The organism is Hydrogenophaga sp. L310, from assembly GCF_055703065.1.
The window spans coordinates 384,161-400,335 of record NZ_JBVPZA010000001.1; the positions used below are offsets into that span (position 1 = coordinate 384,161).

Consider the following 16,175-nt stretch of genomic DNA (forward strand, 5'->3'; position numbering starts at 1 on the left):
TGACCACGGGGCGCTTCGGTGTGAAACACAGCATGGCTCGCGGTCTTTCATCCGCATTCATTTGCTATTGTGGAGCAAGGCTGGGTCCGGTGATGCGGCTGTTCCCTTGAGAGGGCTGCGTTGGGACAGGTGTTCGAGGTATTGCCCGATGCCATCGCCCTCGCGCTGCAGGAACCGCTCCACGGCATCGGCGAAGGCGGGATGGGCCAGCCAATGTGCGCTGGTGGTGCGAACCGGCAGCAGGGCGCGCGCCATTTTGTGTTCGCCCTGGGCGCCGCCCTCGAAGCGCTGGAACCCGTGTTCGATGCACCAGGCCAGGGGCTGGTAGTAGCAGGCCTCGAAGTGCAGGCAATCCACCCGCTCCAGGGCACCCCAATAACGGCCATAGGCGACGCCGTGTTCGGCATCGATGCCGATCAGGCTGGCGGCCACCGGTCGGTCCTCGCGTTCGGCCACGAACAGCAGCAAGTTCTCGGGCACCGAGTGGGCCAGGCGGTGGAAAAAATCGCGGTTCAGGTAGGGCGCATTGCCGTGTTCGAGGTAGGTGCGCTCGTAGCAGCGGTAGAAGAAATCCCAGTCCTGCGCGCTGATGTCTTTGCCCATCGAACAGCGGAACGTCACCCCGGCTTCGGCCACCTTGCGCCGCTCCTGCCGGATTTTCTTGCGCTTCTCCTGCTGCAGGCTGGCCAGGAAGTGGTCGAAGTCGCGAAAGACCGTTTCGCCGCCGGGCTGTGAAGCCGCGACCCGGTTTTCCCAGTGGAATTGCACCGTGTGGCGCAGCATCATGCCTGCCGCCTCGCAAGCCGCCACGTCCTGTGGCTGCGCGAACAGCAGGTGCAGTGAAGACAGGTCTTCGTCCCGCGCGTGTTGCAGCAGCGCTTGCACGAGCGCTGCACGCGCAGCGGGATCGCGCGCCAGCAGCCGGGCGCCGGGCACCGGCGTGAACGGCACCGCCACCAGCGCCTTGGGGTAGTAGGACAGGCCGTGCTGTTCGTAGGCGTTGGCCCAGGCCCAGTCGAACACGTATTCGCCATAGGAATGCTGCTTCAGGTACATCGGGCAGGCGGCGTGCAGCGTGTCGCCCACCCACAGCGTGACGAACCGGGCTTGCCAGCCGGTCGCTGCGGTGGCGCAGCCACTGGTCTGCAGTGCGGCGAGGTAGTCGTGGCGCATGAACGGACTCGGGTCTGACTCCAGTGCCAGCAGGGCGTCCCAGTCGGACGCCGGCACGTCCAGCGGCGAGTTCAGGACCCGGGTGACATAATCAAATTTCGCCATGTCAGCGACCTGCAGAGTCTTGTCTGCAGGGCCGTGAAGTCCTCGCCGCCCGGCGCCGGGGGCTTCTGTCCAATACCCCGTTTCCCGCAAGTTTTTCCGATTCCATGACGCTCAAAATCTGTGTGGCCCAGTTGAATTTTGTGGTGGGTGACATGGCGGGCAATGCCCGAAAAATCATCGATGCCGCGCGCGATGCCCATGCCCGCGGCATCGGCCTGCTGCTCACGCCCGAACTGGCTTTGTGTGGTTATGCGGCCGAAGACCTGTTCCTGCGGCCCGCGTTCATCGACGCCTGCGATGATGCCCTGAAAACCGTGGCCGGGGAGACCGCAGCGCTCAAAGGCCTGCACATCGTGGTGGGGCATCCGGTGCGGGTGCCTGGCCTCGCGGGCGAGGAGCGCCGCGAGCGCAGTGTTTCGGTGGCGAGCCTGTACAACGCCGCCAGCGTGCTGTGCGACGGCCAGGTGGTGCACCGCTACGCCAAACGCGAACTGCCCAACTACCAGGTGTTTGATGAACGCCGCTATTTCGTGCCAGGCGACGAGGTTGGCGTGTTCGAGGTGACGGATGCGGAAGGTGACCGCGTGCGCGTGGGACTGCTGATCTGCGAGGACGCCTGGTTTGATGCGCCGGCCGCCGATGCCCGCGCCGCGGGCGCCGAACTGCTGGTGGTGATCAACGCCTCGCCGTTCCACACCGGCAAGGGCAACGAGCGCGAAGGCACCATGCACGAACGTGTGCAGGCCACCGGTGTGCCGCTGGTGTATGCGCACCTGGTGGGCGGGCAGGACGAGATTGTGTTCGAGGGCCGGAGTTTTGTGCTGTCGGCCGATGGCAGCCTGGCGGGTCGCGCCATCAGTTTTGAAGAGACCTTGTTCGACATCGCCTTCAGCCGCGAACTGGCCGGCTGGTCCATTGAGGCCAGCACCGACCGGGCGCACAGCCTGGAGGCCGATCTCTGGCACGCGCTGGTGCTCGGCGTGCGCGACTACCTGGGCAAGAACGGCTTTCCCGGTGCCATCCTGGGCCTCTCGGGGGGCATCGACTCAGCGCTGGTGCTGGCCATCGCTGTTGACGCGTTGGGCAAGGACCGCGTGCGCACCGTCATGATGCCCTCACCGTACACCGCCGACATTTCCTGGATCGACGCGCGCGACATGGCCGAGCGCCTGGGTGTGCGCCATGACGAAATCGCCATCGCGCCCGAGTTCGAGGCTTTCAAAGCCTCGCTCGCCCCGCTGTTCGAGGGCCGCCCCGAGGACACGACCGAAGAAAACCTGCAGGCGCGCATCCGCGGCACGCTGCTCATGGCCATGTCCAACAAATTCGGCAGCATCGTGCTGACCACAGGCAACAAGAGCGAGATGGCCACCGGCTACTGCACGCTCTACGGCGACATGGCGGGCGGCTTCGCGGTCATCAAGGACGTGGCCAAGACCATGGTGTTTCGCCTGGCGCACTGGCGCAACCTGCACGATCCCTATGGCACCGGCGCCAACCCGATCCCCGAGCGCATCATCACCCGCCCGCCCAGCGCCGAGCTGCGGGCCGACCAGAAGGACCAGGACAGCCTGCCCGAATACGAGGTGCTCGATGCCATCATCGCGCGCTACATGGAGAACGACCAGAGTCCGGCCAGCATCGTGGCCGACGGGTACGATGCGGCCGATGTTGACAAGGTGGTGCGCCTGATCCGCATCAACGAGTACAAGCGCCGCCAGGCGCCGGTGGGCATCCGCGTCACGCACCGCAGCTTCGGCAAGGACTGGCGTTACCCGATCACCAGCAAGTACCGCGCCTGATGTGCGGCTTTGTCCTTCACGCCCTGCGGGTGTGAAGGCCTTGGGCATAATCAAAAGCCATCGATACCCGACCCGCCCAGGAGACCCCCATGAAGCAGATCACCGCCGTCATCAAACCGTTCAAGCTCGAAGAGGTGCGCGAGGCGCTGGCCGAACAGGGCGTGACCGGCTTGACCGTGACCGAGGTGAAGGGCTTTGGACGCCAGAAGGGCCACACCGAGCTGTACCGCGGAGCCGAATACGTGGTCGACTTCCTGCCCAAGGTGAAGCTGGAAGTGGTTGTGAAGACCGATGATGTCGAGCGCTGTGTGGATGCCATCGTCCGCGCAGCGCGCACCGGCAAGATCGGGGATGGCAAGATTTTTGTGACGACGGTGGAGCGGGTGGTGCGCATCCGCACTGGCGAAGAGGACGAAACGGCCGTCTGACGGCGGTTCAGATCGCTTCGAGCTGCGCGGCCGGCGCCAGGCCGGCGTCCTGCACCAGGCCTGGCAGCAGACGTTGCAGGTCCGTGTCCATGCGGATCAGGTCCATCTGCCAGCTGCCCATGAACTGCTGCTCGACGGTGCTGCGCAGGAACTGCATCAGGCCGTCGTAGTAGCCGGCCACATTGAGCAGTCCCACGGGCTTGTCGTGGTAACCGAGCTGGCGCCAGGTCCAGACCTCGAAGAACTCCTCGAACGTTCCAATGCCGCCCGGCAGGGCCAGGAAGGCATCTGCATGTTCGGCCATCAGACGTTTGCGCTCGTGCATGGTTTCCACCACATGCAGCTCGGTGCAGGCGCGGTTCGCCCATTCCTTGTCAACCAGCGCCTCCGGGATGACCCCGATGACGCGTCCGCCCGCATCCAGCGTGGCCTGCGCGACGGTGCCCATGAGCCCATTGCAGCCCCCGCCGTAGACCAGTTGTCCGCCACGGCGGCCGATCCACTCGCCCACTGCCCGTGCCGCTTCGATGAATTCGGGTTGGCTGCCGGGGCGGGAGCCGCAGTACACGCAGAGGGAGAAATGGGGGTCGTTCATGGCTTGTGGCTTATTGGAAAGGGGCTCAGTTCAGAACCGTCCAGAGCGCTGCGCTCCAGACGCTGGCGCACATCACCAAGCTCAGCAGCACGGCGGCACTGCCCATGTCTTTGGCGCGTTTGGACAGGTCGTGCCACTCCGGACCGATGCGGTCGATGGCGGTTTCGATGCCGGTGTTGAGCAGTTCCACCACCATCACCAGCACCACCGAGCCGGCCAGCAGGGCGACCTCGACCCAGTTGCGACCCAACCAGAACGCCAGCGGCACCAGTGCCATGGCCGCGAGGGCCTCCTGGCGGAAGGCCGTTTCGTGCCAGCCTGCACGCAGACCCGCCATGGAATAGCCGAAGGCGTGCCACATGCGGGCCAGGCCGGTGCGCTGCTTCTGTGCGTTGGTGGGTTCGCGGTGTGTTGTGTCGGTCATGTTTCAGGTGTATCCGCTGAGCAGTGGCTTCCGCGATGCCTCAGGCGACTTTCTTTTGGACCTTGACGGGCTGGGGCGGTTTGAAATGAACCAGGCGTGTGCCCGCCAGTGCGTCGTGCAGGAACTGCCGCTGGGGATGGAAACGCGAGAGCACGGCCCAGATGGCCACCCAGCCGATCACGATCACCGTCAGTTCGCCACCGGGCAGACTGAACGCGCCACCCACGGCCAGCGGTGGCAGGAACCACAACCAGGACAGCACATAACGTCCCAGCGCGCGCGCTTGCGTGATCGGCCGGCCTTGCCGGTCCACCACGCGGATGTTCCAGGTCTTCATGGCCAGCGTCTGCCCTTTTGCCCAGAACCAGGTGAAGTAAATGCCGAACACCACGAACAGAAAGGCCTGTTGCATGTGGCGGTTGTCCAGCGCGTGCCGGGTCTGCGTCAGTGTGGAAAACAGATAGCCCGCGATGAACACCACGCCGAACATCAGCATGCCCTCGTAGAGCCAGCAGGCCATGCGGCGCGCGATCGGTGGGGCGGTGAGGGCGCCTGCGGTGGGCGCGAAAGAGGCAGCTTCGGTCATTTTTTGTGATCAGGACGGGCTCCGGATTGTCGCATTGCGGCCCATGCCAACCGGTTTTGTTCCCAGGCTCAAGTCGCCGGCTGGCGCAAGGGTGTGTTGCAGTGCGATAATGTCAGGCTGCAATTCAAAAAGGCAAACGGGTCAAGGTCCGGCGGGGTATGTGTCCGCTCATGTCCATTGGCCTCAAGTCCTGACACCGCTTCACAAGAGTGGGTGGAGGGGCACCCAAGGTATTTCGTCAGAGAAATTCTCGAAAGGTTCATCATGGAAATCAACAAGGCCGAACTGGCCTCCGCTGCCGCTGCCCACGGCGCAGCCACCCAAGAACTCCGCGGCGCCGAAATCCTCGTCAAGGCCCTTCAGGCCGAAGGCGTGAAGTACATCTGGGGCTACCCCGGCGGTGCTGTGCTGCACATCTACGACGCGTTCTACAAGCAGGACACCATCCAGCACGTGCTGGTGCGGCATGAGCAGGCCGCTGTGCACGCCGCCGACGGCTATGCCCGCGCCACGGGCGATGTGGGCGTATCCCTGGTCACCTCGGGCCCTGGACTGACCAATGCCGTGACCGGCATCGCCACCGCCTACATGGACAGCATCCCGATGGTGATCATCGCTGGCCAGGTGCCCACGGCCGCGATCGGTCTCGATGCCTTCCAGGAGTGCGACACCGTCGGCATCACGCGCCCCATCGTCAAGCACAACTTCCTGGTGAAGGATGTGCGCGACCTGGCCATGGTGATGAAGAAGGCCTTTCACATCGCGCGCACCGGCCGTCCCGGCCCCGTGGTGGTGGACATCCCGAAGGACGTGTCCTTCAACAAGACCGCCTTCGCCGGCTACCCCGAGTCGGTGGCGATGCGCTCGTACAACCCGGTGCGCAAGGGCCATGGCGGCCAGATCCGCAAGGCCCTGCAACTGCTGCTGGCCGCCAAGCGCCCGTACATCTACACCGGTGGTGGCGTGCTGCTGGGCAATGCGGTGCAGGAACTGCGCACGCTGGTTGATCTGCTGGGTTATCCGGTGACGAACACGCTGATGGGTCTGGGTGCTTATCCCGCCAGTGACCGCAAGTTCCTGGGCATGCTGGGCATGCATGGCACGGTGGAAGCCAACAACGCGATGCAGAATTGCGACGTGCTGCTGGCCGTCGGCGCGCGCTTTGATGACCGCGTGATCGGCAACCCCAAGCACTTTGCGCAGAACGAACGCAAGATCATCCACATCGACATCGATCCTTCGAGCATCTCCAAGCGCGTGAAGGTGGACATTCCGATCGTCGGCGACGTGAAGGACGTGCTGACCGAGCTGATCAACATGGTGCGCGAAACCAGCACCCGGGCCGATGAAAAGGCACTGGCGGGCTGGTGGGAAGCCATCGAGGGCTGGCGTTCGACGGACTGCCTCAAGTACGACCGCGGCAACAAGGACGTGATCAAGCCGCAGTATGTGGTGGAAACGCTCTGGAACATGACCAAAGACGCCGATGCCTACATCACGTCCGACGTCGGCCAGCACCAGATGTGGGCCGCACAGTACTACAAGTTCAACGAGCCGCGCCGCTGGATCAACTCCGGTGGTCTGGGCACCATGGGCGTCGGCATTCCCTACGCCATGGGCATCAAGCTGGCCAAGCCCGAGAGCGAAGTGTTCTGCGTCACCGGTGAAGGTTCGGTGCAGATGTGCATCCAGGAGCTCTCGACCTGCCTGCAGTACAACACACCGATCAAGATTGTGGCGCTGAACAACCGTTACCTCGGCATGGTGCGCCAGTGGCAGGAACTCGACTACGAGGGCCGCTACAGCCACAGCTACATGGACGCGCTGCCCAACTTCGTCAAGCTCGCCGAGGCTTACGGCCACGTCGGCATGCTGATCGAGCGCCCGCAGGACGTGGAAGGTGCGCTGCGCGAGGCGCGCAAGCTCAAGGACCGCACGGTCTTCATGGACTTCCGCACCGACCCGACGGAAAACGTCTTCCCCATGGTGCGTGCCGGCAAGGGCATCACCGAGATGACGCTGGGCGCCGAAGACCTCTGAGCTTTTCACCCTGCCGCTTGATGGCGGCAGCCATTCGACGAATCTATTTGCAGCCAAGCCTGCGCATTACCGTGCGCAGGGGAGGGCTCAGAAAAGAGGAATCTCATTCATGAAACACATCATCGCTGTCCTGCTCGAAAACGAACCCGGTGCGCTCTCGCGCGTGGTGGGCCTGTTCTCGGCCCGTGGTTACAACATCGAATCCCTCACCGTGGCCCCCACGGAAGATCCCAGCCTCTCGCGCATGACGATCCAGACCACCGGGTCGGACGACGTGATCGAGCAGATCACCAAACACCTGAACCGGCTGATCGAAGTCGTGAAGGTGGTGGACCTGACCGAAGGCGCTTACACCGAGCGTGAACTCATGCTGGTGAAGGTGCGCGCTGTGGGCAAGGAGCGCGAGGAAATGAAGCGCATGGCCGACATCTTCCGTGGCCGCGTCATCGACGTGACGGAGAAGAGCTACACCATCGAACTCACCGGTGACCAGGGCAAGAACGACGCTTTTTTGGAAGCCATTGACCGTGCGGCCATTCTGGAAACGGTTCGCACCGGTTCATGCGGTATCGGCCGGGGTGAGAGAATCCTGCGCGTTTGACCTTTTTCAGGGCTCAGCCATTTGCCCGTTCGGGCTGAGCCTGTCGAAGCCCCCGTCCACCGGATGGGGGTCCCGAGAGCCCTTCGACAGGCTCGCGAAGAACGGCAACACACCTCAAATCCATTGGAGCAAAAGATGAAAGTTTTCTACGACAAAGACTGTGACCTTTCCCTGATCAAGGGCAAGACCGTGGCCATCATCGGCTACGGCTCGCAGGGCCACGCCCACGCACAAAACCTGAACGACAGCGGCGTGAAGGTCGTGGTCGGCCTGCGCAAGGGCGGTGCCTCGTGGGACAAGGTCGGCAAAGCCGGCCTGACCGTGATGGAAGTCAACGACGCCGTCAAGGCCGCTGACGTGGTCATGATCCTGCTGCCCGACGAGCAGATCGGCGAGGTCTACACCAACAACGTGGCCCCCAACATCAAGGCCGGCGCTTCGCTGGTGTTCGCCCATGGCTTCAACGTGCACTACAACCAGGTCGTGCCCCGTGCCGATCTGGACGTGTGGATGGTCGCGCCCAAGGCCCCCGGCCACACCGTGCGCAACACCTACACCCAGGGCGGCGGCGTGCCCCACCTGATCGCCATCCACCAGGACAAGAGCGGCAAGGCGCGTGACTTGGCCCTGAGCTACGCCATGGCCAACGGTGGCGGCAAGGCCGGCATCATCGAGACCAACTTCAAGGAAGAGACCGAGACCGACCTGTTCGGCGAGCAGGCCGTGTTGTGCGGTGGCGCCGTCGAGCTGATCAAGATGGGTTACGAGACCCTGGTCGAGGCCGGCTACGCCCCAGAGATGGCTTACTTCGAATGCCTGCACGAGCTCAAGCTCATCGTCGACCTGATCTACGAAGGCGGCATCGCCAACATGAACTACTCGATCTCCAACAACGCGGAGTTCGGTGAGTACGTGACCGGTCCTGAGGTGATCAACGAAGAGTCGCGCAAAGCCATGCGCAATGCTTTGAAGCGCATCCAGAACGGCGACTACGCCAAGATGTTCATCCAGGAAGGTCGCCTGAACTACCCAAGCATGACCGCCCGCCGCCGCAACACCGCCGATCACCAGATCGAAGTGGTGGGTGCCCAGCTGCGCGCCATGATGCCCTGGATCGCCAAGAACAAGCTGGTCGACCAAACCCGCAACTGATACCCCCACATTCCACCGCTGCGCGGGTCGCTGCCCCCCGAGGGGTCTGATCCGCCTTGGGGTGGCCCGACGGCGGACCGCCTCGGGCCGGTTATCGCAAAGGCCACTTCGGTGGCCTTTGTGGTTTCTGGGGCCCATGCACTGGCTTACACTGCCAGCCTGCGCCCTATGCGCTTCATTGCGGCCGCGGCCGAGAACACGACATGCACGACGGATCCGATCCTCTGAACGACCCCAGCGCCGACATGCCCAGGCGCCGCAAGGGCATCTATATGTTGCCCAACATGATCACGCTGGCCGCGCTGTTCGGCGGCTTCTACGCCATCGTCATGGCCATGAACGGGCGCTTCGATCTGGCCACCGTGGGCATTTTTGCGGCCATGGTGCTGGACAGCCTCGACGGCCGCGTGGCGCGCATGACCCACACACAAAGTGCCTTCGGCGAGCAGATGGACTCGTTGTCCGACATGGTGTCCTTTGGTGCCGCGCCAGGGCTGGTGGCGTATGTCTGGGTGCTCAAGGACATCGGGCGCTGGGGCTGGATCGCCGCCTTCGTTTATTGCGCCTGTGCGGCGCTGCGTCTGGCGCGCTTCAACGTCAACACCGGCGTGGTGGACAAACGCTATTTCCAGGGCTTGCCCTCTCCCGCAGCGGCCGCTCTGGTGGCCGGGTTCATCTGGCTGGCGACCGAGCTGGAGCTCGAACGGGCCGATCTGGCATGGCCCGTGTTTGCGCTGACGCTGTACTCGGGTCTGACGATGGTGACCAATGTGCCGTTCTACAGTTTCAAGGACCTGAGTCTCAAGAAGAGCGTGCCATTCGCTGCCATCGTGCTGGTGGCTCTGGGCATTGCGGTGATCAACATCCACCCGCCCACCGTGCTGTTCGGGCTGTTTGTGGTTTATGGCCTGTCAGGCTATGCGATGTACTTCTGGCGCAAGGCCAAGGGACGCCCGACCAGTGTCATCAGCACCTCCACCGACGAGCCCGACGAGCGCGGCCTGCACGAATAAGACCAGCACATGGTGCCCATGGTTTTCCTCCATGCGGAATGCCCGGCCTTTGTGATACATTGCCAGCCATGAAACAAGTTTCGCTCTCGCTACTACTGGGTGTCCGACACGGGCAGGTCTGGTAACGCGAGAGTGATTTCCAACAACGGCCCGTTTGCACCCGCAGCGGGCCGTTTTGTTTTGGACTGCGGGTTTTTTCAAGCGCTGCCCACGAGGCAACCCACCGGAGAATCACATGACGGACAAGCTCATCATTTTTGACACCACCTTGCGTGACGGCGAGCAGTCGCCCGGCGCGTCCATGACCAAGGACGAGAAACTGCGCATCGCACGTCAGCTGGAGCGCCTTCGAGTGGATGTGATCGAAGCCGGTTTTGCAGCCAGCTCCAATGGTGACTTCGATTGTGTGCAGGCCATTGCCAACACCATCAACGACTCCACGGTGTGTTCTCTGGCGCGCGCCAACGACCGCGACATCGCCCGTGCGGCCGAGGCGCTCAAGGGTGCCAACAGCGCCCGCATCCACACCTTCATCGCGACCAGCCCGCTGCACATGGAGAAAAAGCTGCGCATGACGCCCGAGCAGGTGCTGGAGCAAGCCATCCAGTCGGTGCGTTTTGCCCGCAACCTGTGCGCCGACATCGAGTTCAGCCCGGAAGATGGCTACCGCAGCGACCCGGACTTCCTCTGCCGTGTGCTCGAAGCGGTGATCAAGGAGGGTGCCACCACGCTCAACATCCCGGACACCGTGGGTTACGCGATTCCCGAGCTGTATGGCGAGTTCATCCGCAGTCTGCGTGAGCGCGTGCCCAACTCTGACAAAGCCATCTGGTCGGTGCATTGCCACAACGATCTGGGCATGGCCGTGGCCAATTCGCTGGCCGGGGTGAAGATCGGCGGTGCCCGCCAGGTCGAGTGCACCATCAATGGCCTGGGTGAGCGCGCCGGCAACTGCTCACTGGAGGAAGTTGTGATGGCGGTGCGCACCCGCCGCGATTATTTCAACCTTGATGTGGGCGTTGACACCACGCAGATCGTGCCAGCCAGCCGCATGGTCAGCCAGACCACCGGTTTCGTGGTGCAGCCCAACAAGGCGGTGGTGGGGGCGAATGCCTTTGCCCACGCCAGCGGCATCCACCAGGACGGTGTGCTCAAGGCGCGCGACACCTACGAAATCATGCGTGCCGAGGACGTGGGCTGGGCCGCCAACAAGATCGTGCTGGGCAAGCTGAGCGGGCGCAATGCGTTCAAGCAGCGCCTGCAGGACCTCGGCATCGAGATGGCGTCGGAGAGCGAGATCAACACCGCTTTCGCCGCCTTCAAGGAACTGGCTGACCGCAAGAGCGAGATCTTCGACGAAGACATCCTTGCGCTGTGCAGTGACGAGAGCGTGACGGCAGAAAAAGAGCGATACGGGCTGGTTTCCCTCTCGCAACGCAGCGAAACGGGGGAGCGGCCGCATGCCGAGGTGGTGTTCACCATCGCCGGCAAGGAGTACCAAGGGGTGGCGGACGGCAATGGGCCGGTCGACGCTTCGCTGAAAGCCATCGAGAGCCACGTCAAGAGCGGGGCCGAGCTGGTGCTGTATTCGGTCAATGCCATCACGAGTGGTTCGACCGAAAGTCAGGGTGAAGTGACGGTGCGTCTGCAGCACGGCGGACGGGTGGTCAATGGTGTCGGAGCCGACCCGGACATCGTTGTGGCATCGGCCAAGGCCTATCTGAGCGCTCTCAACAAGCTTGAAAGCAAGGCAGACAAGGTTGCTGCGCAGGGTTAAAACCAATGGAATCAAGGGCTTGTAACAGAACTTGGTGATTTGCGTGGAACAGATGCCAAAAGTAGCACCTGTTCCACCGTTCACTGAAGAAGATGTTGCAAGTTTTTGATATTGCTAGTTTTTTTTACTTCTCATATACTCCGCTCCAGCACAACCCTCTGGCTGGAGTGGAGCGATGACCAATTTCCCAAACTGCTTTCAGAAAACCTTGCAGATTGCCGTCTGTACGGTGCTGGCTGCCGCAATGCTCATGCCCATGAGTGGTCAGGCTGCTTCTGAACGGAAGCAGTCTGGCAAGAGCAAGAAGCCGGTGGCGGCCAAGGTGGTTGAACGCAAGAAGGCCACCTTCCGCAAGACGGCTGTGGCCAAGGCGCCTCGCAAGTCGGTGGTGGCGACCAAGGGCAAACGTTTGAGTCGTGAAGATGCACGCCGGGTCCAGCGCCTGGAAGCGCGCCGACTGGCCAAGAAGCCGGTAATGAGGGCGGCAGCAAAATCCTCCCGTCTCGCCCAGAACAAAAATGGCAACCTCAAGCTCGCGGTACACCAGCGCTCAACGAGCGCAGGGGCCATTCGCGTGGCGAGAGATCCCGGGCTGTCGACCGGTGAGCGCCTGGGCTTGCGATCCCTGAACGATCCGCTTGACCTGAATTCCAGTGTGGCTTTGGTGATGGACCAGGACACTGGTGAGGTCCTGTTCAGCAAGAACGATTCCGCCGTGTTGCCGATCGCATCGCTCACCAAGCTGATGACAGGTCTGGTGATTGCGGATGCTCAGTTGCCCATGGACGAGATGATCACCATTACCCAGGATGACGTGGACACCCACAAATGGAGCCGTTCACGTCTGGCGGTTGGCACACGGCTGAGCCGTGGCGAGCTGATGCATCTGGCGCTGATGTCCAGCGAAAACCGGGCGGCCCATGCCCTTGGGCGTACCTATCCGGGTGGGCTCGCGCATTTTGTGGGCCTGATGAACGCCAAGGCCAGAGATCTGGGCATGATGGACACGCGTTACGTCGAGCCCACCGGATTGATGAGCCAGAACCAGTCCAGTGCCCGTGATCTGGCCACGTTGGTTTCGGTGGCCTATGAGCGCCCGATTCTGCGCGACCTGTCCACCTCGCCCAGCCACTTGCTGGAGCTGGGCAATCGCACCCTGCAGTTCAACAACTCGAACCGCCTGATCCGCAACCCCGAATGGGACATCGGTCTGCAGAAAACCGGCTACATATCGGAAGCCGGGCGTTGTCTGGTGATGCAAGCCAAGGTGAGTGGCCGCAAGCTCATCATGGTCTTCCTGGATTCGGCTGGCAAGGTCGGTCGGGCGCAGGACGCGGAACGGGTACGCCACTGGGTTGAGGCCCTGGGCAGCCAGCGACCTCTGATCAGACCGCAAGGCTGACCTGCGCAGCCAGCCAAAAAAAGGGATCCCGCAAAGGATCCCTTTTTTTTATAGATGGATGGGTCAGCGGGTACTGTCGTTGCCAGCTGTTGCCTTCGGACACCCCAGAGAAACCGAGATGTCGGCTGCGGTTGCGCGCAGCTTCGGGACCCAGCTTTCGTCGATGCGGTCGGCAGGCGCCGAAATTGACAGCCCGGCCACCAGTTTGCATTGGTCGTCGTATATGCCCGCCGCCATGCAGCGCACGCCGAGTTCCAGTTCTTCATTGTCCCTGGCCAGTCCCGCCTGGCGACACTGGGTGAGCTCACGCTCCAGAGTAGCCAGCTGCGTCAGGCTGTTGCGCGTGTTGCCGGCCAGGCCGGTGCGCGCAGCGTAGGCGCGCACGCGCTGGGGATCATCTGCCGCCAGGAAGAGTTTGCCCACTGATGTGAGGTGCAGAGGGGCACGGCCGCCGATGGCGCGCACGACCTGCATGCCAGAGCGTTCGCTGTAGGCGCGCTCCACGTAAACGATTTCATCGCCCTGGCGCACGCTCAGGTTGACCGGTTGCTGGATCAGTTTGTGCAACTCACGCATGGGGGCGAGCGCCGCGTCGCGCACGCTCAGGCGCGCCTTGACCAGGTTGCCCAGCTCCAGCAGACGCATGCCGAGGCGGTAGCTGCCCGCCTCGGGCCGGTCGACAAACCGGCCGATGGTGAGGTCGTTGAGGATGCGGTGGGCCGTGGACGGATGCAGGCCGGTTTTTTCACTGATGTCCTTGAGCGAAACGGGTTCTTCGCGCGAGGCGAGCACTTCGAGGAGGTTGAACATGCGCTCAATCACCTGGACGGTTGGCGTGCTGGGGAGGGAGTCTGAACGTTTGGTCATGGCTGCAAGAAGTTGACCCATATTTTACAAGATGAAATTGTGTCGCATGCCTGTGCGATCACCCGACGCCGGTGCCGTCGGTTGCCAGGCGCTCAGGCAACCGGGACCCAGCTGCCGTTGAGCAGGACTTCGTGTGGCCGAAAGCCTGCCTTGTAACTCATCTTGCTGCTCTGAGCGATCCAGTAACCCAGGTACACATGGGGCAGGCCGAGAGATCGGGCCTGCTCGATCTGCCATAGCACGCTGTAGGTGCCGTAGCTTGCCTTCTCGTCAGGCTCGTAGAAGGTGTAGACGGCCGAGAGGCCGTCGTTGAGCACGTCCACGATGGACACCATCTTGAGCCGGGCCGGGAGACCGTTGCCTGCGGGTTCGAAAAATTCGACAAGGCGGGAATTGACACGGCTCTGCAGCAGGAACTGGGTGTACTGGTCGATGCTGTCGTGGTCCATGCCACCGCCCGCATGCCGGCTGTTCTGGTAGCGCAGGTACAGCTGGTAGTGCTCCGGGATGAAGCAGAGCTTGAGAACCCGGGTGTGCAGCCGGGCATGGGACGCCTGGCTGCGGCGCTGGCTGCGACTGGGCTGGAACTGCGCCACCGGCAGGCGCAAGGGCACGCAGGCTTTGCAGTCATCGCAGTTCGGACGGTAGGTGAACATACCGCTGCGGCGGAAGCCGTGCGTCACCAGATCCGAGTAGGCATCGTTGTGTATCAGGTGGCTGGGAGTGGCGACCTGGGAACGGGCCATGCGGCCAGCCAGGTAGCTGCACGGGTACGGTGCCGTGGCGTAAAACTGCAGCGCCTGCAGGGGGAGTTCTTTGAGGTGCGTCACGCTCGTTCGCCGTCTTCGGTGAGGAGGTATTTCCAGTATACGGGCTCGAAGTACCAAACCGGCGCGGGCTGCAGCGTGGCCAGTTGCAGATGCCGGCTGAAGATATCGCGCGGCATCAGCTGGCCTCCCAACGAAGAGAGGTGGGGCGTGTCCTGCTGGCAGTCGATCAGGGGAATGTCGTTGGCCCGGCAGAACGCCACCAGGGCCATCAGCGCGATCTTGGAGGCGTCGCTCTGGCGGCTGAACATGGACTCGCCAAACACCATGGCGCCCAGGTTCACGCAGTACAGACCGCCGACGAGATCACCGTCGATCCAGGTTTCCACACTGTGCGCTCGACCCGCCCGATGCAGCTGGATGTAGGCCTGCACCATGGCGGGCACGATCCAGGTGCCGCTCTGACCATCGCGTGGAATGTGGGCACAGGCCTGGATGACGCGGTCAAAAGCGCTGTCGAAGCGAACCTCCAGCCGACGCTGCAGCAAGAGCTTGTGGATCGTCTTGCGCAAGGAGCGGTGCAGCCGCACGGTGTGGCTGTGCAGCACCATGCGCGGGTCTGTGCTCCACCACAGGATGGGCTGCCCTGCGCTGTACCAGGGGAAGATGCCCTGGGAATAGGCGGCGACCAGGGTAGGCACGTCAAGCATGCCACCGGCAGCCAGCAGACCGGGAGCCGGATCGGCAGGACCCCAGGCTTGTTCAATCGGCGGAAACGCGTCACCGGGCTCAAGCCAGGGCAGTGCAGGCAGCGTGGGGGACGATGACATGCCGTTATTGTGCGACCGCTGCTTCTGTGGGATGCCGCTGATCCCGGTATCACCCCTGGCGCAGGGAACGCCGGGGTGCGGCAGCAAGCAGGCGGCGCGACAACCCGCCCAGGCCACCACCGAGCGCAATGCCTATTGCGTCCGCCACCAGGTCCAGCAGATCACCATGTCGCCAACCTGTCGCCGACTGTGCAAGTTCGATCGCACCACCCAGTGTGAGCAGCCACAGGCTCAGGCGCAGGGCCGGGGTGGCCGGGTACGCTGCCAGTCCCAGCAGCGCGAGGGCCAGGAAGCCTGCGGCGTGTTGGGTCTTGTCCCATATGTCAAAGCTTTGGGGTGGCAGGTAGGCCACCGGTAAAAGGGACAGCACGACCACAGCCATTGCGCTGACCCAGAACGATGTCTTGAGCAGAAGGGGCATGAAATTTCTTGTCGGGTGTGGGTCGCTGAATCGCGGTGTACGCATGCTTTGCGGTCGGCCTGGTGCAATCGGAAGGGCTTCCTGAGCGCCCGTTGTGGCATCGGGTTCTGCCATTGCCTCTTATACAAAAAGCCCTCCATTTTGTAGTGTACCGACGAACCGTATGGTTTCTTGAACTGACCGAAAGGTCGG

Annotated in this window: 16 protein-coding genes; 8 read left to right on the top strand and 8 right to left on the bottom strand. The window is 62.9% G+C overall.

The genetic code is table 11. The features are described 5' to 3' along the window. Positions 1-57 precede the first annotated feature (57 nt). A complete protein-coding gene (locus tag AC0GNO_RS01860; RefSeq protein WP_472902746.1) occupies positions 58-1,278 on the bottom strand; it encodes a GNAT family N-acetyltransferase in 1,221 nt (406 codons plus the stop codon). A gap of 104 nt (positions 1,279-1,382) precedes the next feature. Here AC0GNO_RS01860 and AC0GNO_RS01865 point away from each other — a divergent pair, with 104 nt between their 5' ends. Together AC0GNO_RS01865 and AC0GNO_RS01870 are read left to right on the top strand one after the other, a co-directional pair. Further along, entirely contained in the window at positions 1,383-3,080 is a 1,698-nt protein-coding gene (locus AC0GNO_RS01865) for an NAD+ synthase (protein ID WP_472887271.1), read from the top strand. A gap of 89 nt (positions 3,081-3,169) precedes the next feature. Beyond that, complete coding sequence (locus AC0GNO_RS01870; protein ID WP_226466551.1) at positions 3,170-3,508, top strand: P-II family nitrogen regulator; 339 nt, start codon at positions 3,170-3,172, stop codon at positions 3,506-3,508. 7 nt (positions 3,509-3,515) lie between these two features. On the opposite strand, the gene AC0GNO_RS01875 is transcribed toward AC0GNO_RS01870, so the two are convergent. From AC0GNO_RS01875 to AC0GNO_RS01885, 3 genes are read right to left on the bottom strand one after another with little or no spacing between them, the layout of a single operon-like run. After that, a complete protein-coding gene (locus AC0GNO_RS01875) occupies positions 3,516-4,103 on the bottom strand; it encodes an LOG family protein (RefSeq protein ID WP_472902747.1) in 588 nt (195 codons plus the stop codon). Positions 4,104-4,128: 25 nt separating this feature from the next. Further along, positions 4,129-4,527, bottom strand: coding sequence for a diacylglycerol kinase (locus AC0GNO_RS01880; protein ID WP_472887269.1), 399 nt, complete (start codon positions 4,525-4,527; stop codon positions 4,129-4,131). Positions 4,528-4,567: 40 nt separating this feature from the next. Then, positions 4,568-5,113 (bottom strand): RDD family protein, encoded by a 546-nt coding sequence (locus AC0GNO_RS01885; RefSeq protein WP_472902748.1) that lies wholly within the window; start codon positions 5,111-5,113, stop codon positions 4,568-4,570. Positions 5,114-5,377: 264 nt separating this feature from the next. Here AC0GNO_RS01885 and AC0GNO_RS01890 point away from each other — a divergent pair, with 264 nt between their 5' ends. The 6 genes from AC0GNO_RS01890 to AC0GNO_RS01915 all read left to right on the top strand — a co-directional run bounded on the left by AC0GNO_RS01890 (position 5,378) and on the right by AC0GNO_RS01915 (position 13,098). After that, a complete protein-coding gene (locus AC0GNO_RS01890) occupies positions 5,378-7,153 on the top strand; it encodes an acetolactate synthase 3 catalytic subunit (protein WP_472887267.1) in 1,776 nt (591 codons plus the stop codon). A gap of 109 nt (positions 7,154-7,262) precedes the next feature. Next, the gene (ilvN, locus tag AC0GNO_RS01895) at positions 7,263-7,754 is read left to right on the top strand and encodes an acetolactate synthase small subunit (protein ID WP_068168656.1); all 492 of its coding nucleotides are present in this window, start codon (positions 7,263-7,265) and stop codon (positions 7,752-7,754) included. A 135-nt stretch (positions 7,755-7,889) separates the two neighbouring features. Then, on the top strand, positions 7,890-8,906 hold the full coding sequence (gene ilvC / locus AC0GNO_RS01900) for a ketol-acid reductoisomerase (RefSeq protein ID WP_472887266.1): 1,017 nt from the start codon (positions 7,890-7,892) through the stop codon (positions 8,904-8,906). A gap of 203 nt (positions 8,907-9,109) precedes the next feature. Beyond that, positions 9,110-9,919: a CDP-diacylglycerol--serine O-phosphatidyltransferase gene (gene pssA, locus AC0GNO_RS01905; RefSeq protein ID WP_472887265.1), complete on the top strand. Its 810-nt coding sequence runs from the start codon at positions 9,110-9,112 to the stop codon at positions 9,917-9,919. Between the two features lie 235 nt (positions 9,920-10,154). Beyond that, positions 10,155-11,696: a 2-isopropylmalate synthase gene (locus tag AC0GNO_RS01910; RefSeq protein WP_472902749.1), complete on the top strand. Its 1,542-nt coding sequence runs from the start codon at positions 10,155-10,157 to the stop codon at positions 11,694-11,696. 256 nt (positions 11,697-11,952) lie between these two features. Then, positions 11,953-13,098: a D-alanyl-D-alanine carboxypeptidase family protein gene (locus AC0GNO_RS01915; protein WP_472902983.1), complete on the top strand. Its 1,146-nt coding sequence runs from the start codon at positions 11,953-11,955 to the stop codon at positions 13,096-13,098. A gap of 63 nt (positions 13,099-13,161) precedes the next feature. On the opposite strand, the gene AC0GNO_RS01920 is transcribed toward AC0GNO_RS01915, so the two are convergent. The 4 genes from AC0GNO_RS01920 to AC0GNO_RS01935 form a co-directional block, all read right to left on the bottom strand. Further along, complete coding sequence (locus AC0GNO_RS01920; protein ID WP_472887262.1) at positions 13,162-13,965, bottom strand: IclR family transcriptional regulator; 804 nt, start codon at positions 13,963-13,965, stop codon at positions 13,162-13,164. Positions 13,966-14,057: 92 nt separating this feature from the next. Continuing rightward, positions 14,058-14,795, bottom strand: coding sequence for an arginyltransferase (locus tag AC0GNO_RS01925; RefSeq protein ID WP_472887261.1), 738 nt, complete (start codon positions 14,793-14,795; stop codon positions 14,058-14,060). Then, a complete protein-coding gene (gene aat, locus AC0GNO_RS01930) occupies positions 14,792-15,562 on the bottom strand; it encodes a leucyl/phenylalanyl-tRNA--protein transferase (protein ID WP_472887260.1) in 771 nt (256 codons plus the stop codon). The genes AC0GNO_RS01925 and aat overlap by 4 nt, the downstream gene beginning before the upstream one ends. Positions 15,563-15,611: 49 nt before the next feature. Beyond that, positions 15,612-15,983: a VanZ family protein gene (locus AC0GNO_RS01935; RefSeq protein ID WP_472887259.1), complete on the bottom strand. Its 372-nt coding sequence runs from the start codon at positions 15,981-15,983 to the stop codon at positions 15,612-15,614. Positions 15,984-16,175: the final 192 nt, after the last annotated feature.